Origin of the sequence: Micromonospora sp. RHAY321, assembly GCF_023896955.1 — a bacterium.
Taxonomy (GTDB): Bacteria; Actinomycetota; Actinomycetes; order Mycobacteriales; family Micromonosporaceae; genus Micromonospora.
Genome location: NZ_JAMHIW010000002.1, coordinates 725,514 through 749,738, shown reverse-complemented (window position 1 = coordinate 749,738; position 24,225 = coordinate 725,514). Strand labels below are relative to the sequence as shown.

The window sequence follows — 24,225 nt, the reverse complement described above, 5'->3', positions numbered from 1 at the left end:
GGACATTCGATCACAACGCAGGCGGGGCCGCCCGGTCAGGTGACAGATCCGCCCGTCGGGCGTCGACCCGCTCGCGTTGCGGAACCACCGTGTACCGGGGGTCGCGGGCGGAGGCGACGCCGCCGTAGAAGATCCCGAACCGGGTCGCGACCGACGCGGCCAGCAACGCGGCGCCGGAGACCCCGCCGATCACCCGACTGCGCCGGCCGAGCAGCGCGCCGGCCACCCCGACCGAGGTCAACAGTCGACCGGCGCGCAGCAGCCGACCGGGCCGGCCCAGCCGGTAGGGCTCGCTGAGCAGGCCGAGGCGGGTCTCCACGCGGTGCGCGCCGAACAGCTCCAGGGCCGCCCCGGCCACCGCCATCCGGCGGGCCGGCCCGGCCTGCGCCGGCGGCGCGGCGAGCAGACCCACACCGGCGCCGCTGGCCAGCGCGCTGCCCGCGAAGATCACCGGCAGTTCGGGGTACGCCTCGTGCCAGGACGGCACCGCGGTGTCGGCGAGCAGCACCCCGGTGTACGTGGCCAGCGCGGGTGCGGTGCCGGCGGCGAGCAACCCGGCGGCGTGACCGACCGGCGGCAGTGCTCGGCGGGCCATCCCGAGCAGCCCGTGCCGGGGCAGCCAGTCGGCGGCCTCGGCGATCGCGGCGATCCCGGCGGCCGGCCCGAAGGCGGTGAGGATCCAGGTGCCCATCGACATCGGCGAGGTCGGCTTCGCCACCCGCAGCATGTGGTGGAAGCGCGCCGGCCGGCCGAGGTCCTTGACCAGGAAGACGGCGCTGGCGCTGACGGCGGCCAGCGCGGTGACCCGACCGGCCCGGCGCAGTGCCGGCCGCCCGGTGAGCTGCCCGCCCGCGGCGAGCAGCGACGAACCCGCGGCCAGCCCGCCGGTGAACAGGTACGCGGCGATGTCCCACTTCCAGACGGGCGCCTTCAGGACGGGTCGGCCGTAGTACGACGTGAACTCGGCCTCCGGCACCCGCACCTCCTCGCCGCCCCCGCGACGACCGCCGCGCCGGCCCGCCCGCCGACCGGAGTGGTCGCCGCTCGTCTCCAGCCGGTCGGTGCCGTCGGCGACCAGGCGGTCGGTGCCGTCGGCGGCCAGCCGGTCGCGGAAGCGACGGAACCGGTCACCTACCGGAGGGCGCTGTGGACTCACGAGGTACCTCCGACGAACGCGGCGACGGTCGCCGCCGCCATGGCGAGCGCGGCGAGGCCGGCGCGTTTCCACATCTTGGGCAGGTCGCGGGTGGTCACGATCGGGTCCGGTGGCAGGCCGTAGACCTCGGGCTCGTCGAGGAGCAGGAAGAACGCCCCGTCACCACCGACGCCGTCGTTCGGGTCGTGCCCGTACAGCCGAGCCTCGGGGACTCCCCGCTCGTGCAACGTCGTCACCCGCGCGGCCGCCCGCTCCCGCAACTCCTCCAACGGCCCGTACTGGATCGACTCGGTCGGGCACGCCTGCGCGCAGGCCGGCGTCATCCCCGCGCCGAGCCGGTCGTAGCAGAGTGTGCACTTCCACGCCCGGCCGTCGTCCTTGCGCTGGTCGATGACGCCGTAAGGGCAGGCGGAGATGCAGTAGCCGCAGCCGTTGCAGATGTCCTCCTGCACCACGACCGTGCCGAACTCGGTCCGAAACAGCGAACCCGTCGGGCACACGTCCAGGCACGCCGCGTGGGTGCAGTGCTTGCACACGTCGGACATCATCAGCCACCGGAAATCAGCGCGTCCCTCCGCGCCGGTGCCTCGCCCCGGCGGCTGCGCACCCGGCATCCCCAGGAACTGCGGACCCGAGCCGGTGTCGCCCGGTCCCTGTCCAGGATGGAGCGGTTCAGGACCGGGGGCGACCGGGTCGCCGAGCACGTCGGCCGGCCCGCCGGCCATCCGGGCAGCGGCCGACGGTGCACCCGTCGGCAATCCCGGGTCCGTGCCGGTCCGGTTGCCTGTGCCGGCCGCGACGGCGGCCGACGTCGCGCTGACCGGGGCGCCGGTCGGCGTCCCGGCGAACGGTGGGGTGCGGTGCCCTGCCGGGCGGGGCTGCTCGATGAACGCGACGTGCCGCCACGAGTTCGCGGTCAACGCGCCCGTGTTGTCGTACGACATGCCCAGCAGGTCAAGGCCGGAGCCGGGCACCCCGTTCCACTCCTTGCAGGCCACCTCGCACGCCTTGCAGCCTATGCAGACGCTGGTGTCGGTGAAGAACCCCATCCGGGGCGGCGCCGACGACCAACCGGCATCCGGGGCCGGGTCCAACGGACCGTACAGACTGTTCGGGTCAGGAATCACCGCTTCCCTCCCCATCGCTGTCGGTGGTGACCGCCGGGGCGTTCCGACCCGGGATGATGCCGGCGCGCCGCTGGTACTCGGCCACCAGGTCGAGCAGCGCTGGCCCGGTGGGCCGACGGCCCGGCCGTACGTCGCAGGTACCGATTTTGCTCTCCTGGATCAGGACGTTCGGGTCGAGGCTGATCCCGAACAGGTCGTTGGCCGAGTCGCCGGTGACCAGTCCCTCGAACCCGAAGTGGTACGGCAGCCAGACCTGGTGGATGATCCGGCCGTCCACCCGCAGCGGGGTGAGGCGGTCGGTCACCAGCACCTTCGCCTCGATGACGGCGCGGCCACTGACCAGATGAGCCCAGCCGAGATGCTCCAGACCAGCCTCGCCGGCCAGCTCCGGGGAGACCTCGACGAACATCTCCGGCTGCAGCTCGGCCAGCGGGCGCACGGTCCGGCTCATTCCGCCGGCGGTGTGGTGCTCGGTGAGCCGGCTGACCGTGAACACGTACGGGAAGACCTGGCTGTGTTCCTCCGGCGGGCTCGGGTTCACCGAGTTCACCGGATGCGCGTACATCTTGCGGGTCGGGTTGGCCTGCTGCCGGTAGAGCGGGTTGCGTACCGGCGACTCGACCGGCTCGTAGTGGGTGGGCATCGGCCCGTCCAGGACTCCGCTGGGCGCGTACAGCCAGCCCTTGCCGTCGCCCTGCATGATGAACGGGTCGTCGCCGGCGATGCCCTCCGTTCCGGACGCCCCGGGCGGCGGCCGGTACGACGGCGGTTTGGTCTTCTCGAAGTCCGGCACGTCGTATCCGGTCCACTCGGCCTTCTCCGGGTCCCACCAGACGTACTTCTTGCGCTCACTCCACGGCCTGCCCTCGGGGTCGGCGGAGGCGCGGTTGTAGAGGATCCGGCGGTTGGCCGGCCACGCCCAACCCCACTCCGCCGCCACCCAGTCCTGCTCGTGGCGGGACTTGCGCCGGGCGGCCTGGTTCACGCCGTCGGCGTACACGCCGGTGTAGATCCAGCAGCCGATCGCGGTGGAGCCGTCCGCGCGGGCCTCGCCGAAGCTCGACAGCGGTCGGCCGGTCGCCACGTCGTACCCGTTGATCTCGCGCAGCACCGCCTCGGCGCTCGGCTCCGCGTGCGGGCCGTGTGTCGGGTAGTCCCAGGTGAGGTCGAGCAGCGCCCGGTCGCGTGGCAACGGCGAGTCGGCCAGCTTCTCGCGCAGCCTCCGACCGAGGTGGTAGAAGAACCACAGTTCCGAGCGGGCGTCGCCCGGCGGCTCGACGGCCTTCTCCCGCCACTGCAACAACCGCTGGGTCTGGGTGAAACTGCCCTCCTTCTCCACGTGCGACGCGGCGGGAAGGAAGAACACCTCCGTACGGCACTCCTCGGGCACGATCTCACCGGTGGCCACCTCGGGGCCGTTCTGCCAGAACGTCGCACTCTCGATCATGAACAGGTCCCGGACGACCAACCAGTCCAGGTTCGCCATCCCCAGGCGCTGCGCCCGGCCGTGCGCCGACCCGACCGCCGGGTTCTGCCCGAGCAGGAAGTATCCCTTGACCTTCCCGTCGATCATGTTCAACACCTGCTGGTACGTGCCGTGATCGCCGGTCATCCGCGGCATGTAGCCATAGCAGTAGTCGTTCTCCTCGGTCGCCGCGTCACCCCAGTACGCCTTCAACAGGCTGGCGGCGAACGATCGGGCATTGCCCCAGAAGCCCTTCTGCCCCGGGTGCCGGATGCTGTCGACCCACTCGTCGAAAGTGGGGTGGTCGGCGTGGTGCGGCATCGGCAGGTAGCCGGGCAGCAGGTTGAACAGCGTCGGGATGTCGGTGGAACCCTGGATGCTCGCGTGCCCGCGCAGCGCCATCACCCCGCCGCCGGGGCGACCCATGTTGCCGAGCAGCAGTTGGATGATCGCGCCGGTGCGGATGTACTGCACGCCCACGCTGTGCTGCGTCCAACCGACCGAGTAGATCAGCATGCCGGTGCGGTCCCGACCGGAGTTCGCCGTCCACGCCTCACAGAGTTCGAGGAACTTCTCCTGCGGGATACCGCAGACCCGCTCCACCATCTCCGGCGTGTAGCGCGCGAAGTGCCGCTTAAGGATCTGGTAGACGCAGCGGGGGTGCTGCAACGTCTCATCCCGCCTGGTCTGACCGCCCACCTGCGCGCCGTGCGACTCGTGCCGCAGGCCGGCGGCGGAGTCCCGCTCCTTGGCGGTGTGTCCACTGCCGGAGGAGTTCTCGTGCCCCTCGTACTGCCAGCTGTCCTGCACGTAGCTGCCGGTCTCCGGGTCGAAGCCCGAGAAGAAGCCGTCACCGTCCTCGGTGTCGCTGAACTGCTCGCTGACGATCGTCGCCGCGTTGGTGTACGAGAGCACGTACTCCCGGAAGTCCAGCTCGTTGTCCAGGATGTACCGCACCACCCCGCCCAGCAGCGCGATGTCACTGCCCGCACGGATCGGCAGGTACGAGTCGGCCAGCGCGCTGGTCCGGGTGAACCTCGGGTCGACGTGGAAGACCTTGGCGCCGCGCCGCTTGGCCTCCATCACCCACTGGAAACCCACCGGGTGCGCCTCAGCCATGTTCGAGCCCTGAATGACGATCACGTCAGCGTTGGCGATGTCCTGCTGGAAGTCCGTCGCACCGCCACGACCGAAGCTGGCCCCCAGACCGGGGACGGTGGCGGAGTGTCAAATACGGGCCTGGTTCTCGATCTGGAGTGCCCCCATCGCGGTGAACAACTTCTTGATGAGGTAGTTCTCCTCGTTGTCCAGCGTCGCCCCACCCAGGCTGGAGATACCCAGCGTCCGGTTCAGCGGCCGGCCCTGCGCGTCGACGTCCTCCCAGGTCTGCTCGCGGGCGGCGAGGATCCGGTCGGCGATCATGTCGACCGCGGTGTCGAGCTCCAGATCCTCCCACTGCGTCGAGTACGGCCGGCGGTAGCGCACCGTCGTCTGCCGCAGCGGGCTGTTCACCAGGCTCTTGCTGGCCGCGCCCTTCGGGCAGAGCCGCCCCCGCGAGATCGGGCTGTCCGGGTCGCCCTCGATCTGGGTGACCTGGCCGTCCTTGACGAACACCCGCTGACCGCAACCCACGGCGCAGTACGGGCAGACCGAGCGGGCGACACTGTCGGCATCCTCGGTACGGGCGGTCAGCCCCGCCGAGCGGGCGGACTGCGCGGCCGCGCCCCGGCCCAGCGGATCGGTGCCGGTCAGCTGCCGGTAGACCGGCCAACCCTCGATGAAGGTCCGCAGACCCATCCCCCGACACCCCCTCCCACGCGAGCGACCCTCTGAACATAGGTCAACCGAGTCAGCTTCGCGAACCGAGGGATCACCGAACCGTCCGGCACAGACAGCGCCGCCCCCGGCCGGTGGGCCGGGGGCGGCGCTGGTGTCGGTGTGCAGGTCGCCTCTCGGCGAGTGGCGCGACGCGGCTCCAGCCGAACGGTATTCCGCGAAGGCGATATTAGGTGAGGCCCGGGGACACTGAGTCACACCGACACTGTCCACAACCAGCCCAGGCCCGGCATCATTCCCCGGCCACCGGCGGTCGCGACATCCAGCCTACGACCCACACCGCTGGCCGACACCCCTCTCGGGTGCCGGCCAGCGATCAGATTGCTCTATGCGGGTCAGCTGTTCCAGTGCTGGGCGACGAGGTCGGTGGCCTGCTGCTCCCACTGGGCGTAGGCATCCGGGTACGCCGATACCTGCACGGTCTGCGCGGCGTCGGTCAGTGGCATGTCCTGCCACCCGTCGACCTGCTTCAAACCCTTCAGGAACGCGGTGGTCGAGTAGTCGGGGTCGGTGATCTGCTCCGGGGTACCCCAACCCGAGCTCGGTCGCTGCTGGAACAAACCCAGCGAGTCGTGGTCGTTGCGGTCGCCGAGGTGGCCCAGGTTCTCCAGCTTCGACTCCTGCAGGCTCGTCGCGATCGAGATGACCGCGGCCCGCTCGGGCAGGCCCGCCTTCTTCGTCGCGGCGATGATCGCCTTCACGTTGGCGGTCTGCTCGTCGTTCAGGGTGATCCGGGACTGCTCGCCCTGCGGGCTCGGCTTGGCGGTCTGCACGGCAACCGCGACCGGCTTCGCATCGACCGGGGTGGCGGCGTGGGCGGCGATCGGGCCGGCGAACACACCACCGGCGAACGCGAGACCAGCAACGGACAGCATGCTCTTACGGATGATCGTGTTCATGGGGGTAGCTCCTTCACGGGGGTAGACACCCTCATCACCGCTCGGGGGAACGGCATAGGGGTGCAAGCACCTCGTCCGGCGCTTCTCAAACACGGGGGAAAGTCTCACGGCGGGTCACGGGCGGAGGGCTCGTGGCGCCGGGTCTGTGTGTAACGACCGCCGGGCCGGGGTCATTCCGGGGGTGGCCCATCCGCTGGCACCCCGTCCTGCGGGTGCTGGTGCGGTCGTCGTTCAGGGGGTCTGCAACGACCGGGGGTGGCCTGGCATTCCAACCCTGGGGGTCGGGGCGGCGGGCCGTGGTGCTGCGATCGTCAGGGTATGTAACGACCCCCGACCGGCCCCCATTCCGCCGCCCGGATGCACCGGGTCACACGTCAACGCGGCATGAACCGGACAACAGGCCACTCCCGGGTCAGGTCGCCCCACCGTTCCGGCGTCACACCGGCCCCAGCGGTGGTGATCCACTCTGCATCCGTGACATCGGGGCATCCCCACCCCCCAGGACACCACGACATCACCGACAACGAGTCGATCACCCACCACGAGGCGACACCCGGCCGGTCTCGACAAGACGCCAGATACCTCAGAGGCATATTTATGCCTCACAGGTATCACCCCTATGACAGCGACCGCCTGCCGGTCCGGCCTGACCATCCCAGCGGAGGTGTCAGGACTGACGGGGACCACCGACGAAGCACGGAGGCGCCGCCTTTCGGCGCGTACACCAGGACGGATAGTGCGGGGTGAACCTGCCGCGCCGGGACGGACGGCGACCACCGACGGGTGGGGCCCGCCGTGCCCGGCGCAGGGATCAAGCCTGACCGCCCGGAGCCGGGCACGGCGGCCCCACCCCACCCCCCACGCACCCGGCACACAAACCGCCACCGCACCCACTCAGCAGCGCCACCTGAGGGTGCGCGTTCGGCCCAGACTGGAAAGGCGTGAGCGACACGAGCACCAGCGGGCGTTACCCTGACACCATGCAGGCCGTCTCCCCCACCACGACCGGCGTGGCCTTCCTGGCCCGCCCGGGTCGCCCCGCCGTGGTGGCGCGCACGCTCGTCGAGCTGCGCGGCCCGACCCGGGGTGTGGTGGAACTGCCGGTACGCCTGATGTGGAACGCCGAGCGCACCTTCGACCTCGGCGACCCGGACCAGCTCCTCTGGATGTACGAGAACGTTCTGCGTGAGACCACCCGCGCCGAGGACCTGCGCGTGCTGATCCACGGCCGGACACTGCGGCGGGTGTGGCGGCTGCTCAACCTGCCCCGGGGCGTACGCCAGGCGTGGGAGAGCCGGCACCGCGGCCTGCGCGCGGCGTGACGTCCTCACACCTGCACGACTTCTACCGCGAGGTGGCCCGGGTGGCGTTGGCCGCGGCCGGGCCGTACCGGTTCGTGCTGGGCGGGGGTGTGGCCTGGGCGGCGCACGGCCTGGTGGCCCGTCCCACGGAGGACGTGGACCTCTTCGCCGACGTGGAGGGCGCCGCTGCGGCGGCCTCGGCCGGGGTGCGCGCGGCGTTGGAGCGGGCCGGGTACGTGGTCACCGACGCCGACCCGGACAGTGATCTCGCCGACCTGTTCGACGGGTACGGCCGGGACATGAAGGACTTCGTGGTGAGCCGCGACGGGCGGCAGATCCGGCTCAGTCTGGCCCGGCTCGACCGTCAGCAGAGCCCGGTGGTGATGGACCTCGGCCCGGTGATGGACGTCCGCGACCTGGTCGCCAACAAGATCGCGGCGTTGGTCAACCGACGGGAGGTCCGTGACTTCATCGACGTTGCGGCGGCCCTGGAGCACTACGACGTGACCGAGCTGCTGGTGCTGGCCCGGCAGGTCGACCCGGCGTTGGATCCGGCGGACGTGCGGGCCGCCGGGCGTTACCTGGACCGGCTGTCCGACCAGCGTTTCGGGCGCTACGGCCTGAATCCCGGCGACGTCAGGCGCGTCCGGCAACGCTTCGCCGCCTGGCCGCGCTGACGCGGACACGGCAACGAGCCCGCGGGAGAAACGAGCCGTACCGCCGGTGACGCCCAGGATCTCGCCCGTGACGTAGCTGGACTCCTGAGAGGCGAAGAAGACGTACGCCGGGGCCAGCTCCGCCGGCTGGCCGGGGCGACCCTCCGGGGTGTCGGTGCCGAACTGCTCCACCTTCTCCCTCGGCATCGTGGCCGGGATCAGCGGCGTCCAGACCGGGCCCGGCGCCACCGCGTTGACGCGGATGCCCTTCTCGGCCAGGTCGGCGGCGAGGGCCTTGGTGAAGTTGGCGATCCCCGCCTTGGTGGTGGCGTAGTCCAGCAACTGCGGCGACGGGTCGAACGCCTGGATCGACGCCGTGTTGATGATCGCCGCGCCTTCGCCCAGGTGTGGGATGGCGGCCTTGCAGAGCCAGAACATCGCGTAGAGGTTGGTCTTGAGCACGCGGTCGAACTGCTCGGTGCTGATCCCCAGGATGCCCTTGTCCTGCGACATCTGGTACGCCGCGTTGTTGACCAGGATGTCGATGCCGCCCAGGTCGCGCACCGCCCGGTCGACCAGTTCCTGGCAGTGCGCCTCGTCGGTGATGTCACCGCGTACCGCGATGCCCCGCCGGCCGGCGTCCTCCACCAGGCGGATGGTCTCGCGGGCGTCGGCGTCCTCCTCCTCGCCCAGGTACGAGATGAGCACGTCGGCGCCCTCGCGAGCGAACGCGATCGCGACGGCCCGACCGATCCCCGAGTCACCGCCGGTGATGAGCGCCCGCCTGCCGTCGAGCTTTCCGCTGCCCCGGTACGACTCCTCGCCGTGGTCCGGCTTCGGCGTCATGTCACCGGTCGACCCGGGTGGGGACTGCTGCTGGCCGGGCTGGCCGGACTGCTGGCCGTACTGGCTGGTCGGGTCCTGCTGGGTGTGCTGGTCCTCACTCACCGACATCTCCTCGCGCAGCGCGGGTGTCGTCCCGCGAACATCGTCCCTGTCGGCCCTACCCCACGCCGCCGGGAGGAAACCGCAGGGAACGGCGGGGCTGGCGTGGCGGCGGTGACTGCTGCTGGTTATGGTGCGCGAGTCGCCCACGAGGCGCGTCCACCCCCATGGAAAGGCACGTCATGACCTCTCCCTCCGGCCCGTCGCGTCGCCAGGTGCTCGCCGCCGCGGCCGCGGCGGCGACCGCCCCGCTGATCGCCGCCGCGCCCGCGCAGGCGGCCGACGCGGCCCGGTCACGCACCTGGGACCTCACCCTCCTGGGCACGTCGGACACCCACGGCAACGTCTACAACTGGGACTACTACCGCGACGCCGAGTACGACGACAGCAAGCACAACGACATCGGCGTGGCGAAGCTGGCCACCCTCATCAACCAGATCCGGCGGGAGCGGCGCGGCAAGGCGACGCTGGTGCTGGACGCCGGCGACACCATCCAGGGCACGCCGCTCGCCACGTACTACGCCAAGCAGGAGCCGATCACGGCCACCGGGGAGAAGCACCCGATGGCCCGGGCCATGAACGTCATCGACTACGACGCGGTGACGCTGGGCAACCACGAATTCAACTACGGCCTGCCGCTGCTGGACCTGTGGATCCGCCAGCTCGGCTTCCCGGCCCTCGCCGCGAACGCCGTCAACGCGAAGACCGGCAAGCCGGCCTTCCTGCCGTACGTCATCAAGAAGGTCTCCCTCGGTTTCGCCGCACCGACCCTGCGGGTCGGCATCCTCGGCCTGACCAACCCCGGCGTGGCGATCTGGGACAAGGGCAACGTCGAGGGCAAGCTGCGGTTCGACGACATGATCGCCACGGCGGCGAAGTACGTGCCGATCATGCGGGCCCGGGGCGCGGACATCGTGCTGATCTCCGCGCACGGCGGCGACAGCGGCACCTCCAGCTACGGCCCGGAGCTGCCCAACGAGAACCCCACGGCGCTGATCGCCCAGCAGGTGCCGGGGATCGACGCGATCCTCTTCGGTCACGCGCACAACGAGGTGGTCGAGAAGTTCGTCACCAACGAGCAGACCGGCGCGCAGGTGCTGCTCTCCGAGCCATCGAAGTGGGGTCAACGGCTCACCCGGATGGACTTCACCCTCGCCCGCGAGCACGGCCGGTGGACGATCACCAAGAAGGCCGCCACCATGCTGAACACCAACACGGTGGTGGAGGACCCGAAGGTGCTCGCCGCGGTGCGGGCCCAGCACCAGAAGACCGTGGCGTACGTCAACCAGGTCGTGGCACAGGCCACGGTCGAGATGTCCACCGTCGAGTCGCGGTACAAGGACACCCCGATCCTGGACTTCATCAACCACGTGCAGGCCGAGGCGGTCAGCACGGCGCTGGCCGGCACGCCGTACGCCAACCTGCCGGTGCTGTCGCAGGCGTCGCCGTTCAGCCGCACGGCGGTCTTCCCGGCCGGTGACGTGAAGATCCGCGACGTCGCCGGGCTGTACGTCTTCGACAACACCCTCGAGGCGGTCGTGCTCAGCGGCGCCGAGGTGCGCGCGTACCTGGAGTACTCGGCGAAGTACTTCCGGACGTTCGCGCCGGGCGCCCCCGTCGACCCCGAGCAGATCAGCGACTCGCCGACGGTGCCGGACTACAACTACGACGTAATCTCCGGCCTGGACTACGACATCGACATCTCCAAGCCGGTGGGCCAGCGGATCACCCGGCTGGTGCTGCCCGGCACGGACACGCCGGTGCCGGACGAGGCGCAGTTCGTCATGGCGGTGAACAACTACCGGCGCAGCGGTGGCGGCAACTTCCCCGGCATCGTGAAGACCCAGGTCTACAACGCGCAGCAGGAGATCCGCCAACTGCTCATCGACTGGGCGCAGGCCAGGGGCACGATCGACCCGGCCGACTTCTTCCAGCCCAACTGGCGGCTGGTACGCGAGGGCGTGCCGGTCTTCTGACCGGCGGGTTCGTGTCGCGGCGGGCCGCGGGTGGCGACACCCGCGGCCCGTTTCGCGTTCTCAGCCGGCGTGGCGCAGGTTCCAGTGAACCGGGTCGTCCAACGGGTCGGGCTGGTCACGCCGTGCTTCGCTCTCGGTCAGCTCGACCCGCTCGTCGGGGCGGACGGCGGGCGGCAACTCCCCGAACCGGATGTGGCGCAGGAACTCGTACTCGTCATCGGTGAACGGCTGCTCGGCCATGTGCACCCCCCTGCTCCCCCGTCATTGTCCGGCGATCTGGGCGCCTGGCGCCACCGGTCCGGTCGGCGCGATTCGGTCCGACGTTCGGGCGGCGGGGTCACAACCCGTAAGGCATCCTAGGATCCTGGGTGAATGGCGAGGACCGGCAGGTCACGGCAGGGTCGGGGCGGCCTGGCGACGAGGGCTCGGCAGTCGCTCCAGCACCGCGAGCGCCGCGCGGATCGGCCGGCGTCGCATCATCTCGTCGAAGCTCGCCCGGCCCTGGCAGAACTGGACGAACATCCGCCAGCCCTGCGGGGTCGCCAGCAGGGCGTGGAACACCTCCGGGCGGCGAACGAACAGGTCGAGCAGCCGGAACCCCGCCCGCATCGACGGCACCAGCCGCTCGGCCACCGCCCTCTCGTACCAGGCTAGGTCACCGTCGGCGACCGCCGCTCCGGCCAGCTCGCCGGAGCGCAGCGCGTAGCTGATACCCTCCCGGCTCCACGGCTCCAGCAGCCCGGCCGCGTCCCCCACGACCAGCACCCGGCCATTCCGTAACGGCGAATCCTCGTCACGGCAGCGCGTCAGGTGACCCGAGTCGTGCTCCGCGGGCAGCCCGGTCAGACCCAACCGGTCGACGAACCGCCGCAGGTAGTCCCTGGTCCCCTCCCCCGCGCCCCGGCCCGCGATCACACCGACCGTCAGCCTGTCGCCCTTGGGAAAGACCCACCCGTACGAGCCCGGCATCGCACCCCAGTCCAGCAGCAGCCGCCCCCGCCAGCGTTCCTGCTCGTCGGGCGGCACCGGCACCTCCAGCTCCAACCCCAGGTCCACCTGCCGGTACCGGACCCCCACGTGCCGTGCGGTCACCCCGGACGAGCCGTCCGCACCGACCACCGTGCGAGCCGCGATCGTCGTACCGTCGGCCAGCCGCAGACGTACCACCTCGGGGTCCTGCTCGATCGCGCGGACCGCGACCCGCTCCCGCAGCTGCGCGCCCGCGGCGACCGCCGCCGCGCGGAGCCGGTCGTCGAACTCCTCGCGGCGCACCATGGTCAGCACCGGACTGTCGTGCCGGCGGGTGAACTCCCGGCGGCCGTCGCGGGTGAACGTCACCCGGTCCACCCGGTCGTTGGCGGGCACCTCGATCCGGTCCCGCACGGCCGCCAACGAGGTGCCGATCAGGCCACCGCCGCAGGTCTTGTACCGCGGATGCGCGGCGCGCTCGACGACGAGGGTGCGGAGGCCGGCGCGGGCGGCGACGTGCGCCGCGGAGAGCCCGGCGGGGCCGGCGCCGACGACGACGAGATCCCAGACGATCACCGGTGCAGCCTATGGCACCCCCGCTCGCCGACCCCGCCACGGCACCTCCCGCGCACCGCACCGACCCCCGATCGAGTGGGCATCTTCGGTCAATCAGGGGGTAACCGACGCGGCGCAACCGTCTGCACAGAGGCGGACGAGTGAAGGAGGACATCATGCAGCAGGTGCAACTGTCGGAGGTCGAGCAACGGGTTTACCAGGCGGTGACCGCCCTTGAGGCGCGCGGCCAGGTGCCCTACCCGGACCTGATCGCCGAGGAGTCCGGGCTGACCCCGGAGCAGATGGACAACCCGCTGCATCTGCTCACCGAGAAGGGCCTGCTGCACCGCGAGGATTCGCCGATGGCCGGGCTCGACTTCGGTCCACGGTTCTGCGCCCGCCAGATGGCGTGACGCTGGGCACCACCCGCGACGGTTCCCGCCCCGCCGACCGGGGTAGCGGTGAGCAATGCATGATCGACGGTCGACGGGGGTCCCGGTGAGCGCGGCCCAGACGCCGCAGCCCATCGACGCGGCGGGGAATCGGCGACGCTGGCAGGCCGTCGGAGTCGGACTCGTCGCCGCGTTCATGACGCTGCTCGACGTGAGCATCGTCAACGTCGCGGTGCCGTCCATCGACCGCGCGCTGCACGCCTCCCCGAGTGACCTGCAGTGGGTCCTCTCGGGGTACGCGCTCACCTTCGGCCTGGTGCTCGTGCCGGCCGGCCGCTTCGGTGACGCCCGCGGGCGACGCAACGCGTTCGTCTTCGGCATCGCGCTGTTCACCGCGACCAGCGCACTCGCCGGCCTGGCCACCTCCCCGACGTGGCTGGTCGCCGCCCGACTGTTGCAGGGCGCCGCCGCGGGAATCGTGAACCCCCAGGTGATCGGGCTGATCCAGGAGTTGTTCCGAGGGCCGGAACGGGCCCGCCCCTTCGGGATCCTCGGCGCCACCATCGGCATCTCTACCGCCGTCGGGCCACTGCTCGGTGGCCTGCTCATCGCCATCGGCGGCGAGGAACACGGATGGCGGTGGGTCTTCTTCGTCAACGTCCCGGTCGGCATCCTCGCGGCGATCCTCGGCTGGCGGCTGCTGCCCGGCCGCCCCGAAGGCCAGCCGACCCGGCGCAGACTCGACCCCGTCGGCGTGCTGCTGCTCGGCGTCGGCGTGGTGCTGATCCTGCTGCCACTGGTGCAGGAGCAGCAGTGGCGCACCCCGTGGAAGTGGGCGCTCATACCGGCCGGTCTCGCCGTGCTGGTCGCCTTCGGGCTCTGGGAGCGGTGGTACGCCCGGCACCAGGAACCGCTGTTCGACCTGCGCCTGTTCAGCTTCCAGTCGTACACCCTGGGGTCGCTGATCGCCCTTGTCTACTTCGGCGGCTTCACCGCGATCTTCTTCATCTTCACGCTGTTCCTGCAGAACGGCCTCGGCTACAGCGCGCTCGTCGCCGGTCTGGCCATCACCCCGTTCGCCCTGGGCTCAGCCGCGGCCGCCGTGCTGGGCGGGAGGATCGTCAACCGCTTCGGCCGGCCACTGGTGGCCATCGGCCTGCTGGCCGTGGTGATCGGGCTGGCCGGAACGGTGGTCGTGCTGCGCCTCGCTCCGGACGCCCCGGCGCCCTGGGTCACCGCCGGCCCGCTGCTCGTCGCCGGCCTCGGCAGCGGCCTGGTGATCGCTCCCAACCAGACGCTCACCCTCGCCCAGGTGCCGGTCCCCCAGGCCGGCAGCGGCGCCGGCATGCTCCAGACCGGTCAGCGGATCGGTTCCGCGGCCGGCATCGCCGCCGTCGGTTCGATGTTCTTCTCCTCGCTGGCCGACAGCCGGGGCAACTGGACCAAAGCCTTCGAACAGTCACTCACGCTGGCCGCCGGGATCATCGCGCTCGCCCTGATCGCCGCGCTGATCGACATCCTGCGTACTCGCGGTCACGCGCAAGACTGACAACCCCAGGGGTACGCGGGCCGCGTGCAGACATGCCGCTGGCCGGCACCCGTGTCGGGTGCCGGCCAGCGGTCGGGTTGCTCTATGCGGGTCAGCTGTTCCAGTGCTGGGTGACGAGGTCGGTGGCCTGCTGCTCCCACTGGGCGTAGGCGTCCGGGTAGGCCGATACCTGCACGGTCTGCGCGGCGTCGGTCAGTGGCATGTCCTGCCACCCGTCAACCTGCTTCAAACCCTTCAGGAACGCGGTGGTCGAGTAGTCGGGGTCGGTGATCTGCTCCGGAGTACCCCAACCCGAACTCGGCCGCTGCTGGAACAGGCCCAGCGAGTCGTGATCGTTCATATCGCCGAGGTGGCCCAGGTTCTCCAGCTTCGACTCCTGCAGGCTCGTCGCGATCGAGATGACCGCGGCCCGCTCCGGCAGGCCCGCCTTCTTCGTCGCGGCGATGATCGCCTTCACGTTCGCCACCTGCTCATCGTTCAGATCGATGTGCGACTGCTCGCCCTGCGGCTTGACGGTCTGCACCGCAACCGCAACCGGCTTCGCATCGACCGGAGCAGCGGCGTGGGCGGCGATGGGACCGGCGAACACACCACCGGCGAACGCGAGACCAGCAACGGACAGCATGCTCTTACGGATGATCGTGTTCATGGGGGTAGCTCCTTCACGGGGGTAGACACCCGATCGAGCCGCTCGGGGGAACGGCATAGGGGTGCAAGCACCTCGTCCGGCGCTCTCAAACACGGGGAAAGTCAGTTCGGCGGCTCACGGGCGCAGGGCTCGTGGCGCCGGGTCTGTGTGTAACGACCGCCGGGCCAGGCTCATTCCGGGGGTGGCCCATCCGCTGGCACCCTGTCGTGCGGTGCTGGTGCGGTCGTTCGGGGATGTGTAACGACCGCCGGGCCGGGGTCATTCCGGGGGTGGCCCGTCCATCGGCACCCCGTCGTGCGGGTGCTGGTGCGGTCGTCGTTCAGGGGGTCTGCAACGACCGGGGGTGGCCTGGCATTCCAACCCGGGGGGGTCGGGGCGGCGGGCCGTGGTGCTGCGATCGTCAGGGTATGTAACCACCCCCGGCCGGCCCCCATTCCGGCGCACGGGTGCACCGGGTCACAGGTCAACCCGGCATGAACCGGACAACAGGCCACTCCCCCGGCCCCCTGCGGTGGTGATCCACTCGGTATCCCTGACATCGGGGCATCGCCACCCCAGGACACCACGACATCACCGACACCGAGTCGATCACCCACCACGAGGCGACATCCGGCCGGTCTCGACAAGACGCCTGATACCTCAGAGGCATATCTATGCCTCACAGGTATCGCCACCACCGCAACGACGGCCACCAGGCCAGGAGATGCCGTGCCGGGGCAGGTATCAGGACGCGGTCGTCCGGGTCCTGCCGATCGTCGGCCCAGGCACCGTGGCCAGGCCCTCCAGGATCCGGCGTCCGAGACTGTCGGCGGATCGGGCACCGAAATGCCCGGCCGATATCGGCACGGAAGGTGATCACCGAGCGGGGTGAGCTTGCCGCGCCGGGACGGACAGCGACCACCCCACCCCCCACGCACCCGGCACACAAACCGCCACCCCGCCGCTCACCCGGCACAACCGGGAGGCCGGCCCGCAAAGGCCAGCGCCCGGCACACGACAGGAACAAGCCGCACACAGGCTGGCGCCCGTCGGAGTGCTCCGACGGGCGCCAGCTTGAAGTGCGACCGGGCCCTGCCCGGTGGTGGTGCGGATCAGTGCGCGGCCCCACCGAAGCGCTGGCGGCGACGCCAGGCCAGGGTCAGCAGCAGCATGATCGCGCCGGCGCCGACCAGGCCACCGCCGAGCTTCATGGGCGTACCCAGGCTGTCACCGGTGACGGGCAGCGGCTGCTTCTTGTGCAGCACCCGCAGCTCGGCGCTGGCGGTCCGGCCGGACTCCCGGCCCGTGGCGGTGAAGGTCAGCAGACCCGTCACCGACGGCCGGTAGCTCTTGGTGAACCGGCCCTGGGAGTTGGTGCGCGCCGTGAAGCTGAGCGGCGCACTCGCCTGGTACGCCACCGGAGCCATGGCCACGGTGCTGCCGTCGCTGCGGCGGGCCGGCACCTGGCCGGCAGCCGGGGCGGCCAGCGGCGTGACCGACACGGTGATGTCGACGGTCTCGTTCGGACCGAAGTTGGTGCCGGTCAGCACGACCGTCTCGCCGAGGAAGATCGTCGGCCGGTTGACGGTCAGCGACGGGGGTGCGGGCACGTACGGCGGTGGCTGAGGCGTGTCCGTGATCGTCGGCGACGGCTGCGGCTGCGGCTGTGCCGCCCCCGCCGCGGTCGGCACGGCCACCACGGCCAGGCCGACCGTGAGCGCCATGATGATGCGGGATAGCCGCATGATTGGTTCCCTCCTACTGGTCACAGCTTGGTGCGGAATGAACTTGGGTGGTCCAAGGGCTGGCGGTGGGGGTCAGCCACAGCTCGGCCTGCCCGGCGCCGGTCTTGGCGGTCAACAGGGTGACCTCCAGAGCCCGTTCGGCTCCGGGGCTCGCCTCGACGTTGGCCGTGGCGACCTGGCGACGGCGTTCGGTGCCGGTGCCCATTGCGATCTCCGTGCCGTCGAGACGAGCGTCGAGCACGCTCCCGCCCGCCGGGCTGAAGATCGACACCAACGTGCGCATGGTGTACGGGTCTCCGGCCATGCCGAGGCCGAGGACCGACTCGCTGAGTCCGGACTTCGGCGCCGTCGAGCGCAGAGTCACCCGCAGCCGAAGCTCGCGGCGACCGTCGGGTTGGCATTCGCCGACCGTGAGATTCGCCGTCGGCCGCAGGTAGTAGCCGAGCTTCGCGCCGCTGCCGTCGTTGAGGAACACGCCGACCGTCGGCACGGTGTCCTGTTCCGGAAGCGTCCCGGCCAACCGGCTGTCGCCGATTGTCCGCTGTTCCTCCGGTCGGGCACTCCAGAACAATATCCGGCGTTCCGTGATAGCACGGTCAAATGCGGACAACAACACCTTCGGGTTGACATTCTTCTTGAAGAAGGCGTCAAACACCGCGGCTGCGGACGCCGCGAAGAACGTGTCCTGCTGCTTGACGTCCAACCGCTGGTAGGTCTCGTTGAGCAGGGTCTGCACGACCTTCTCGCTGGACAGCGGGACGCCGCCGGGCACCAGCACCGGGCCGGTCGCCTTGAGCAGGTAGGACAGCACGACCGGGTCGACGGCGAGCACACCGTCCACGGTGGTGCCGGTCTTGCGGCGGAACATCTCCCGGTACAGCGCGGCGGCCGTCGGGTAGTGCGGGGTCAGATTGACGTCGGCGGGATACATGCCGGGCAGGTCGGTCCAGAGCGCCCTGGTCTCGGCGGGAAGCTTCAACGGCGGGTTGAACTGGCCGAGGGAGGCGCTGCTGCCCTGCTTGCCCATCCGGACCGAACCCTTGTCGGCCTCGATCATCGCGTACGCGCCGAACATGCCACCGGTGGCGCGCAGCTCGGCGGGGTTCTGCGAGACGAGCAGGTACCGCCGTGGCCCGTTGGCGCCGAGCAGCGGCGGCAGCAGCCGGGCGCCCTGGTCGGCGGCCGAGGTGAGGCTGGCGAGTCGGTCGATCTCGCCCCGCAGGTCGGTCAGTGCCTGCCGGATCTGGCTGACCAGCCGGTCGGCGGGCACTGCGGCCAGGGCGCTGCGGGTGCGCTGCACCGAGTCGTCCACCCGGGACAGCTCGCCGGAGACGGCGGTGAGCCGGCCCAGGTCCAACCGACCCCCGGTGGGCACCAGGCTGGTCAGGTCCGTGCGCAGCAGCGTCGGAAACGCCTGTCGGGCCAGCTCGTCGATGGCCACGGCGATCCGCCCGACCGCGTCGACGTCGTCGCCGGCGATCGGGGTACGCCCAGCGAGCCGCCAACCCGGGTCGGCGGTCGCGGCCCGCGCCGCGCCGGACTGCTCCTGGAGGGCCGCGAGTGTCCGCAGTGCACGATCGCTGTCCCCGCCGACCACCTGCGCGCTCAGCTCCCGTGCCAGTCCGGCGGCGTTGAGCAGGTGAGCCCGCGCCTGCCAGCCGCGGAAGCCGATCCACCCGCCCGTCGCCAGCAGCAGCGAGCCGACCACCAGGGCACCCAGGAGCGCGCGGCGCAGTCGGGCCCGCCGACGGCGCCGGGACCGGCTCCGCCGTCGGCGCGGACGTTCGCTCTCCTCCGTCACACCACACTCCCGTTCCCCGGAATCGGACAGAAGGTCCGATATCCCTGATGTTCTTAGCACGCATCGGCGAAGCTCGTACCGTTATGGCGATTGTTGTCCGTTACGCGAGGTTGCCTCGCGGTTCGGCGGCGGCCTCCGGGACCCGACCTGCCGCCTCGTGCAGCAGCCGCTCCACCCGGTCCACGCCGGCCGGCAACGACATCTCCCGCAGGTACGCCTCCCGGCCCCGGCGACCCATCTCCGCCCGTGCCGGCGGGGGGATCGTCGCGGCCAACCAGAACCTGTCGGCCAGCGCGGCCCAGTCCTCCGGAGGGCAGGAGAGCCCGGCCCGAGCGCGTTCGACCAGCTCGGCGGTGTCCCCGCCGGCAGAGGCCACGACCGGTGCGGCGCAGGAGAGCGCGGCCTGCAACTTGCCGGGCACCATGCCGCGCAACTCCGGCAGGTCGCGCAGCATGATCAGCTGGTAGTCGGCAGCGGCGTACAGCTCGGGCATGTCGACCGGGGACCGCCGCTCCAGGAAGCGGACGTTCTCGGCGCCCAGCTCGGCGGCGAGCCCCCGCACGCGCCGCTCGTCCGCGCCCGAGCCGACCAGGACCAGTTCCATCGTCCGGTCCAGCGCCGCGGCGGCCCGTACCGCCGTCTCCAAACCCTGCCGGGGGCCGATGGTGCCGGCGTGCATCACCACGCACCGCGCGTCCCGGCGAACCAGCTGGCGGGCCGCCGCGCCCGGCGTCGCCGGGTGGAAGATCCGCTCGTCGGTCCAGTTGAGAACCAGCCGGACCCGGGCCGGGTCAGCGCCAGCGGCGACCACCAGGTCCCGCATGGACGGTGCGGCAACGGCGATCCGCGCGGCCGACCGGAATATCCGGGCCATCGCGGTGCTCATCCGCGCCGCCCAGCGCCCGTCGCCCGTCTCGTCGGCGCCGTCGCGCGCCCAGACGTCCTGGACGTGCAGCACCGCCGGCACCCGCGGCAGCAGCCGGAGCACCCCGGCGGTGGCGAACGTGGTGGCGGGCAGTTGGAAGACGTAGAGCGCGTCCACGTCGCCCAGGTACCGACGCGCGGCCAGCGTCGCGCTGCCGGCGAAGGAGAGATAGCTGGCCACCCGGACGCCGGTGGACCCGGGGCGACCGGAGTACCGCGGGACCCGCCGCACGGTCAGCCGCCGGCTGTTTGTCTCGTGGTGCCAGCGCTGCCGCCAACCTGGGTAGACGTGGCCGCCGGGGTAGTCGGGGAACCCGGTGAGCACCCGGACCTCGTGCCCGCGCGCGGCCAGCTCCTCGGCGAGACTGCCGGGGATGAACGCCGGTTCGGGCGGAAAGTGGTACGACAGGATGCCGATCTTCACGGGGCCACCGCCGTCCACCGCGGATCGGCGTCCGTCGGCGCGGCACCACGGCGGGCGGGCACCCGGCCCGCGTACGATTCCGACAACCCCTCCCTGCGCGGCCACCGGCGTCGACGCACCGCCCTCGCGGTGCGGCCACCCGCGTCCGCACCGACGAGAGGGGTCCCGATGGCCGACCGCGTGCTGTTCGTCTGCCACGCCAACCTGTGCCGATCGCCGATGGCCGAGTACCTGGCGCGCCGGATGCTGGCCGATCGGCCGGTCATCGTGGCCAGTGCCGGCACCGACGCCGTGGACGGGCTGGGCATGCACCCGTACGCCATGGAGATCGCGGCCGAGAGCGGCGCGGACGCGGCGGAGTTCCGCAGCCGGGGGCTGCGGCCCGAGTACCTGGCCGACGCGACGCTGGTGCTGACCGCGACCCGGCGCCAGCGCTCGGTCTGCACCGCTCTGGCGCCGGCCGCCCTGCACCGGACGTTCACCCTGCGCCAGTTCGGCCGGCTGGCCGCCGCGGCCGAACCGCCCGCCGAGATGGCCGACGACCCGCTGCGGGCGGCGATCGCCGCCGCCGCCCGCGCCCGGGGGCGGCTGCAACCCGCCGCCCCGGACGCGGACGACCTACGGGACCCGATCGGCGGGACCGCCGCCGACTTCCGACGCTGCGCCGAGGAGATCGAACGTTCGCTGCGACCCCTCGCCGCGCTCATCGGGGCAACCGGGTGAGTTCCTGGGTGCGGTCGCTGACGCCGTTGACCCCGGTGCCCTCGCCGTGCCGGGCGGACGTGGCCCGGTCGGTCGGCACCGACGGCGTGGCCGTGTTGGCGACCACCCGGTAGGCCTCGTACTGGTACGCCTCGGCCTTGGCGACCTTGGCCATGTTCAGCACGCAGCCGAGCAGCCGGACCGAGACCGAGTGCAGCGAACGGGCCGCCGCGGCCACCTGGGTCCGCGAGGTGCGGCCCTGCTGGGTCACCAGCAGCGCACCGTCGGCCTGCACGGCCACCACCACGCCGTCGGTCACCGCGAGCAGCGGCGCGGTGTCGATGATCACGATGTCCGCCGACTCGCGCAGGGCCAGCAGCAGGTCCGCCATCGCCTTGGAGCCGAGCAGCTCGCTCGGGTTCGGCGGGGCGGAGCCGCTCGGCAGCACCAGGAGGGACTTGTCCCCCCAGCGCTGCACCACGTCACCGACCTGGACGTCGCCGACGAGCACGTCGGTGAGGCCGACCCCGGCGTCCATGCCCAGGTACTCGTCGACCTTGGGACGACGCAGGTCCGCGTCGACCAGCAGGACGCGCCAACCCGCCTCGGCCAGCGCGATGGCCAGGTTGCAGGAGAGCGTGGTCTTGCCCTCGCCCTGCAGTGCGCTGGTCACGGCGATGACGCGGGCCGGCTCATGCACGTCCACGAAGCGCAGGTTGGTACGCAGCTTGCGGACGGCCTCGGCGCGCGCCGAGGTCGCGGCGTCGCCGATGATCAGCGGCGCGGAGCGGGCGTTGCTCTCGAACGGGATCTCACCGAGCAACGGGCTGCCGGTGGCCCTCTGCAGGCCAGCGGCGTCGCGCAGCCGGACGTCGGCCACGCCACGCAGGATCGCCAGGCCGACGCCGAGCACCAGGCCGATCAGGCCGCCGAGAGTGAGGTTCTGCACCGGCCGTGGTGAGACGGGGCTGGCGCTGACCCGGGGGCCGCTGACCACCTCGATCTTGATCGGCGCCTTGCCCTCGGGCGGTGTCTCGACCCTCTGCACGAGCTCGACGAACTTCGCGGCGAGGGTCTCCGTCACCCGCAACGCGCGGGTCTGGTCGGTGTCGGTGACCGACGCGCGCAGCAGGACGGTGCCCGCCTCGGTGGAGGTACTCACCCGCCGCTGCACCTCGTCGGCGGTGAGCCCGACCGGGTTCTCCGCCACCACGCTCTGCGCGAGGCGGTCGCTGTTGAGCAGATCGGCGTACGACTTGACGCGCTGCTGAAGGAAGAGCCCACCCTGATAGGCGTCGGTGACGCCCTGGTTGGGGGTGGTGACGAAGAACGTCACCGAGGCGACGTACCGGGGTTGGGCCCGTACGGTCAGGAACGCCGAGACGCCCAGGGCCACCATGACGGTGACCAGTGCGACCCACCAGTGCCGACGCACGTGGCGCATGTGGCGGAGCAGGTCCATCAGGAGCGCCTCCGTGCCGGTCCGGTTACGCCAAAGAACTTCACGAAAACCCCCAAGGTCGTCTGTAAACTCGTGAAACCATTAAACCGGCTCATACGGCTTATGTCCGGAGTTATGTGTTTTCAGCGGCGACAAGTGCGCCCCAATGACCAACCCGACAAACGTCCATTCGGCAGCGGTGACATCCGGGGAAAAGTCGACGGCTGATCGGGCGGCGTTCGACCGCCCCTGCGGTCGCCGCGACAGCCGAGCCCGGATAGGGTCGGCAACGGTGTGCCGGGAAGTCTGGTCGGCGAGTGGGTTCCTGCCGTCCCGACAGCCGAGGTGAGCGCCACCGATGACCGACCGCACCCCGCCCCCCGACCGGTCCCGGCCGACGGTCCGGCTCTTCACTCGATCGTCCTGGCCCGAGGCCCGCCACCTGGCCGACGTGCTGCGTACCGAGACAGTCGGTGGCGCCCTGCTGCTGCTCGGCGCCGTGCTGGCGCTGATCTGGGCGAACTCCCCGTGGGTCGACTCGTACACCCGGCTCGGCGAGTGGGTGCCCTGGCCCGGCGGCGCGCGCTGGCACCTCGACCTGGATGTCGCCACCTGGGCCGCCGACGGCCTGCTGGCCGTCTTCTTCTTCGTGGTGGGGCTGGAACTCAAGCGGGAGTTCGTCGCCGGGGAACTACGTGACCCGCGGCGCGCCGCGCTGCCGGTCGTCGCCGCCCTCGGCGGCATGCTGATGCCCGCGCTGATCTACGTGGCGGTCGTGGTGACGGCGGGCGGGGAAGGGCTGCGCGGCTGGGCGATCCCCACCGCCACCGACATCGCCTTCGCCCTCGCGGTGCTCGCGGTGGTCAGCTCGCACCTGCCCCAGGGCCTGCGCGCCTTCCTGCTCACCCTCGCCGTGGTCGACGACCTGTTCGCGATCACCATCATCGCGGTCTTCTACACCGCCGACTTCCACCCCGTGCCGCTGCTCGCCGCGCTGGCGCCGATCGGGCTCTTCGCCCTGCTCGTCCAGCGCGGGCGTACCTGGTGGTGGGCCCTGATCCCGCTCGCGGTCGCCGCCTGGGCCCTCGTGCACGCCTCCGGCGTGCACGCGACGGTGGCGGGTGTCCTGCTCGGCTTCACCGTGCCGGTCCTGGCCGGCCGCCGCCCGGCAGGCGCCCCGGCGACCGACGACCGGCCGCCGGCCAACGGCGACGGCGGCGGGCTCGCCGAGCACCTGGAGCACCGTTGGAGGCCGGTGTCGGCCGGGTTCGCGGTGCCGGTCTTCGCGCTGTTCGCGGCCGGGGTCACGCTTCGTGGCACCGACCTGGGCGCCCTGGTGACCGAGCCCGTGGTGATCGCCATCGTTGCCGGCCTGGTGTTCGGCAAGAGCATCGGCATCTTCGGATCGACCTACCTGCTGGCCCGGTTCACCCGCGCCCAACTGGACGAGGACATCAGCTGGGCCGATCTGCTCGGAATCGCACTGCTGGCCGGCGTCGGTTTCACCGTGTCACTACTCATCGGTGACCTGGCGTTCGGCGCCGGAAGCACGGCCGACGACCGGGTCAAGGCCGCCGTGCTCGCCGGCTCGGTGATCTCCGCCGGGCTGGCCGCCACCGTGCTCGCCCGCCGCAACGCCGTGTACCGCCGGGTGACGGAGCGGGAGCGGCTGGACGCCGACGGCGACGGCGTGCCCGACGTCTACCAGCGGAAGGCCGACGGCTGACCTCCGCC

Annotated in this window: 18 protein-coding genes and 1 pseudogene; 7 read left to right on the top strand and 12 right to left on the bottom strand. The window is 71.3% G+C overall.

The window, feature by feature from the left end:
- Window positions 1–10: 10 nt before the first annotated feature.
- From nrfD to M8C17_RS07765, 4 genes are all read right to left on the bottom strand, one after another.
- Complete coding sequence (gene nrfD / locus M8C17_RS07780; RefSeq protein ID WP_252415705.1) at window positions 11–1,156, bottom strand: NrfD/PsrC family molybdoenzyme membrane anchor subunit; 1,146 nt, start codon at window positions 1,154–1,156, stop codon at window positions 11–13.
- Window positions 1,153–2,280: a 4Fe-4S dicluster domain-containing protein gene (locus tag M8C17_RS07775; RefSeq protein WP_252415763.1), complete on the bottom strand. Its 1,128-nt coding sequence runs from the start codon at window positions 2,278–2,280 to the stop codon at window positions 1,153–1,155. Before M8C17_RS07775 ends, nrfD begins: the two co-directional genes overlap by 4 nt.
- On the bottom strand, window positions 2,273–5,545 hold the full coding sequence (fdh, locus tag M8C17_RS07770) for a formate dehydrogenase (protein ID WP_252415704.1): 3,273 nt from the start codon (window positions 5,543–5,545) through the stop codon (window positions 2,273–2,275). Before fdh ends, M8C17_RS07775 begins: the two co-directional genes overlap by 8 nt.
- A gap of 374 nt (window positions 5,546–5,919) precedes the next feature.
- On the bottom strand, window positions 5,920–6,483 hold the full coding sequence (locus M8C17_RS07765; RefSeq protein ID WP_252415703.1) for a hypothetical protein: 564 nt from the start codon (window positions 6,481–6,483) through the stop codon (window positions 5,920–5,922).
- 980 nt (window positions 6,484–7,463) lie between these two features.
- Between M8C17_RS07765 and M8C17_RS07760 the strand changes: the two genes are divergently transcribed.
- Together M8C17_RS07760 and M8C17_RS07755 are read left to right on the top strand one after the other, a co-directional pair.
- Window positions 7,464–7,805 (top strand): hypothetical protein, encoded by a 342-nt coding sequence (locus M8C17_RS07760; RefSeq protein ID WP_252415762.1) that lies wholly within the window; start codon window positions 7,464–7,466, stop codon window positions 7,803–7,805.
- The gene (locus M8C17_RS07755) at window positions 7,802–8,461 is read left to right on the top strand and encodes a nucleotidyl transferase AbiEii/AbiGii toxin family protein (protein ID WP_308209384.1); all 660 of its coding nucleotides are present in this window, start codon (window positions 7,802–7,804) and stop codon (window positions 8,459–8,461) included. The genes M8C17_RS07760 and M8C17_RS07755 overlap by 4 nt, the downstream gene beginning before the upstream one ends.
- Window positions 8,462–8,500: 39 nt before the next feature.
- On the opposite strand, the pseudogene M8C17_RS07750 reads toward M8C17_RS07755, so the two are convergent.
- A pseudogene (locus M8C17_RS07750) lies at window positions 8,501–9,388 on the bottom strand (SDR family oxidoreductase); the annotation flags it as partial.
- Between the two features lie 179 nt (window positions 9,389–9,567).
- On the opposite strand from M8C17_RS07750, the gene M8C17_RS07745 reads away from it, so the two are divergent.
- Window positions 9,568–11,361 (top strand): bifunctional UDP-sugar hydrolase/5'-nucleotidase, encoded by a 1,794-nt coding sequence (locus M8C17_RS07745; protein WP_252415702.1) that lies wholly within the window; start codon window positions 9,568–9,570, stop codon window positions 11,359–11,361.
- A gap of 60 nt (window positions 11,362–11,421) precedes the next feature.
- On the opposite strand, the gene M8C17_RS07740 is transcribed toward M8C17_RS07745, so the two are convergent.
- Both M8C17_RS07740 and M8C17_RS07735 read right to left on the bottom strand, forming a co-directional pair.
- Window positions 11,422–11,601, bottom strand: a complete 180-nt coding sequence (locus M8C17_RS07740; RefSeq protein WP_252415701.1) for a hypothetical protein — start codon at window positions 11,599–11,601, stop codon at window positions 11,422–11,424.
- Window positions 11,602–11,751: 150 nt separating this feature from the next.
- A complete protein-coding gene (locus M8C17_RS07735) occupies window positions 11,752–12,906 on the bottom strand; it encodes a geranylgeranyl reductase family protein (protein ID WP_252415700.1) in 1,155 nt (384 codons plus the stop codon).
- 155 nt (window positions 12,907–13,061) lie between these two features.
- Between M8C17_RS07735 and M8C17_RS07730 the strand changes: the two genes are divergently transcribed.
- Window positions 13,062–13,298 (top strand): hypothetical protein, encoded by a 237-nt coding sequence (locus M8C17_RS07730; RefSeq protein WP_252415699.1) that lies wholly within the window; start codon window positions 13,062–13,064, stop codon window positions 13,296–13,298.
- Between the two features lie 55 nt (window positions 13,299–13,353).
- Window positions 13,354–14,826, top strand: coding sequence for an MFS transporter (locus M8C17_RS07725; protein ID WP_252415698.1), 1,473 nt, complete (start codon window positions 13,354–13,356; stop codon window positions 14,824–14,826).
- 91 nt (window positions 14,827–14,917) lie between these two features.
- Here the strand turns inward: M8C17_RS07725 and M8C17_RS07720 are convergent, their stop codons facing one another.
- From M8C17_RS07720 to M8C17_RS07705, 4 genes are all read right to left on the bottom strand, one after another.
- Window positions 14,918–15,475, bottom strand: coding sequence for a hypothetical protein (locus M8C17_RS07720; RefSeq protein WP_252415697.1), 558 nt, complete (start codon window positions 15,473–15,475; stop codon window positions 14,918–14,920).
- 1,091 nt (window positions 15,476–16,566) lie between these two features.
- The gene (locus tag M8C17_RS07715; protein ID WP_252415696.1) at window positions 16,567–17,199 is read right to left on the bottom strand and encodes a hypothetical protein; all 633 of its coding nucleotides are present in this window, start codon (window positions 17,197–17,199) and stop codon (window positions 16,567–16,569) included.
- Between the two features lie 13 nt (window positions 17,200–17,212).
- Window positions 17,213–19,000, bottom strand: a complete 1,788-nt coding sequence (locus M8C17_RS07710) for a DUF4012 domain-containing protein (protein ID WP_252415695.1) — start codon at window positions 18,998–19,000, stop codon at window positions 17,213–17,215.
- Window positions 19,001–19,100: 100 nt separating this feature from the next.
- Window positions 19,101–20,348 carry a glycosyltransferase family 4 protein gene (locus M8C17_RS07705; RefSeq protein WP_252415694.1) on the bottom strand — a complete coding sequence of 416 codons (1,248 nt, stop codon included), beginning with the start codon at window positions 20,346–20,348 and terminating at the stop codon, window positions 19,101–19,103.
- A gap of 168 nt (window positions 20,349–20,516) precedes the next feature.
- Between M8C17_RS07705 and M8C17_RS07700 the strand changes: the two genes are divergently transcribed.
- A complete protein-coding gene (locus M8C17_RS07700; RefSeq protein ID WP_252415693.1) occupies window positions 20,517–21,071 on the top strand; it encodes a low molecular weight phosphatase family protein in 555 nt (184 codons plus the stop codon).
- Here the strand turns inward: M8C17_RS07700 and M8C17_RS07695 are convergent.
- Complete coding sequence (locus tag M8C17_RS07695) at window positions 21,052–22,512, bottom strand: polysaccharide biosynthesis tyrosine autokinase (protein ID WP_252415692.1); 1,461 nt, start codon at window positions 22,510–22,512, stop codon at window positions 21,052–21,054. The genes M8C17_RS07700 and M8C17_RS07695 overlap by 20 nt on opposite strands.
- Before the next feature lie 337 nt (window positions 22,513–22,849).
- Between M8C17_RS07695 and nhaA the strand changes: the two genes are divergently transcribed.
- Window positions 22,850–24,217, top strand: coding sequence for a Na+/H+ antiporter NhaA (nhaA, locus tag M8C17_RS07690; protein ID WP_252415691.1), 1,368 nt, complete (start codon window positions 22,850–22,852; stop codon window positions 24,215–24,217).
- Window positions 24,218–24,225 lie beyond the last annotated feature (8 nt).

Coding starts and splice junctions, on each gene's coding strand:
- M8C17_RS07745 (WP_252415702.1), top strand. CDS start 9,568: ATGACCTCTCCCTCCGGCCCGTCGCGTCGCCAGGTGCTCGCCGCCGCG.
- M8C17_RS07695 (WP_252415692.1), bottom strand. CDS start 22,512: ATGGACCTGCTCCGCCACATGCGCCACGTGCGTCGGCACTGGTGGGTC.
- M8C17_RS07715 (WP_252415696.1), bottom strand. CDS start 17,199: ATGCGGCTATCCCGCATCATCATGGCGCTCACGGTCGGCCTGGCCGTG.
- M8C17_RS07720 (WP_252415697.1), bottom strand. CDS start 15,475: ATGAACACGATCATCCGTAAGAGCATGCTGTCCGTTGCTGGTCTCGCG.
- nhaA (WP_252415691.1), top strand. CDS start 22,850: ATGACCGACCGCACCCCGCCCCCCGACCGGTCCCGGCCGACGGTCCGG.
- M8C17_RS07725 (WP_252415698.1), top strand. CDS start 13,354: ATGCATGATCGACGGTCGACGGGGGTCCCGGTGAGCGCGGCCCAGACG.
- M8C17_RS07760 (WP_252415762.1), top strand. CDS start 7,464: ATGCAGGCCGTCTCCCCCACCACGACCGGCGTGGCCTTCCTGGCCCGC.
- M8C17_RS07740 (WP_252415701.1), bottom strand. CDS start 11,601: ATGGCCGAGCAGCCGTTCACCGATGACGAGTACGAGTTCCTGCGCCAC.
- M8C17_RS07730 (WP_252415699.1), top strand. CDS start 13,062: ATGCAGCAGGTGCAACTGTCGGAGGTCGAGCAACGGGTTTACCAGGCG.
- M8C17_RS07765 (WP_252415703.1), bottom strand. CDS start 6,483: ATGAACACGATCATCCGTAAGAGCATGCTGTCCGTTGCTGGTCTCGCG.
- M8C17_RS07700 (WP_252415693.1), top strand. CDS start 20,517: ATGGCCGACCGCGTGCTGTTCGTCTGCCACGCCAACCTGTGCCGATCG.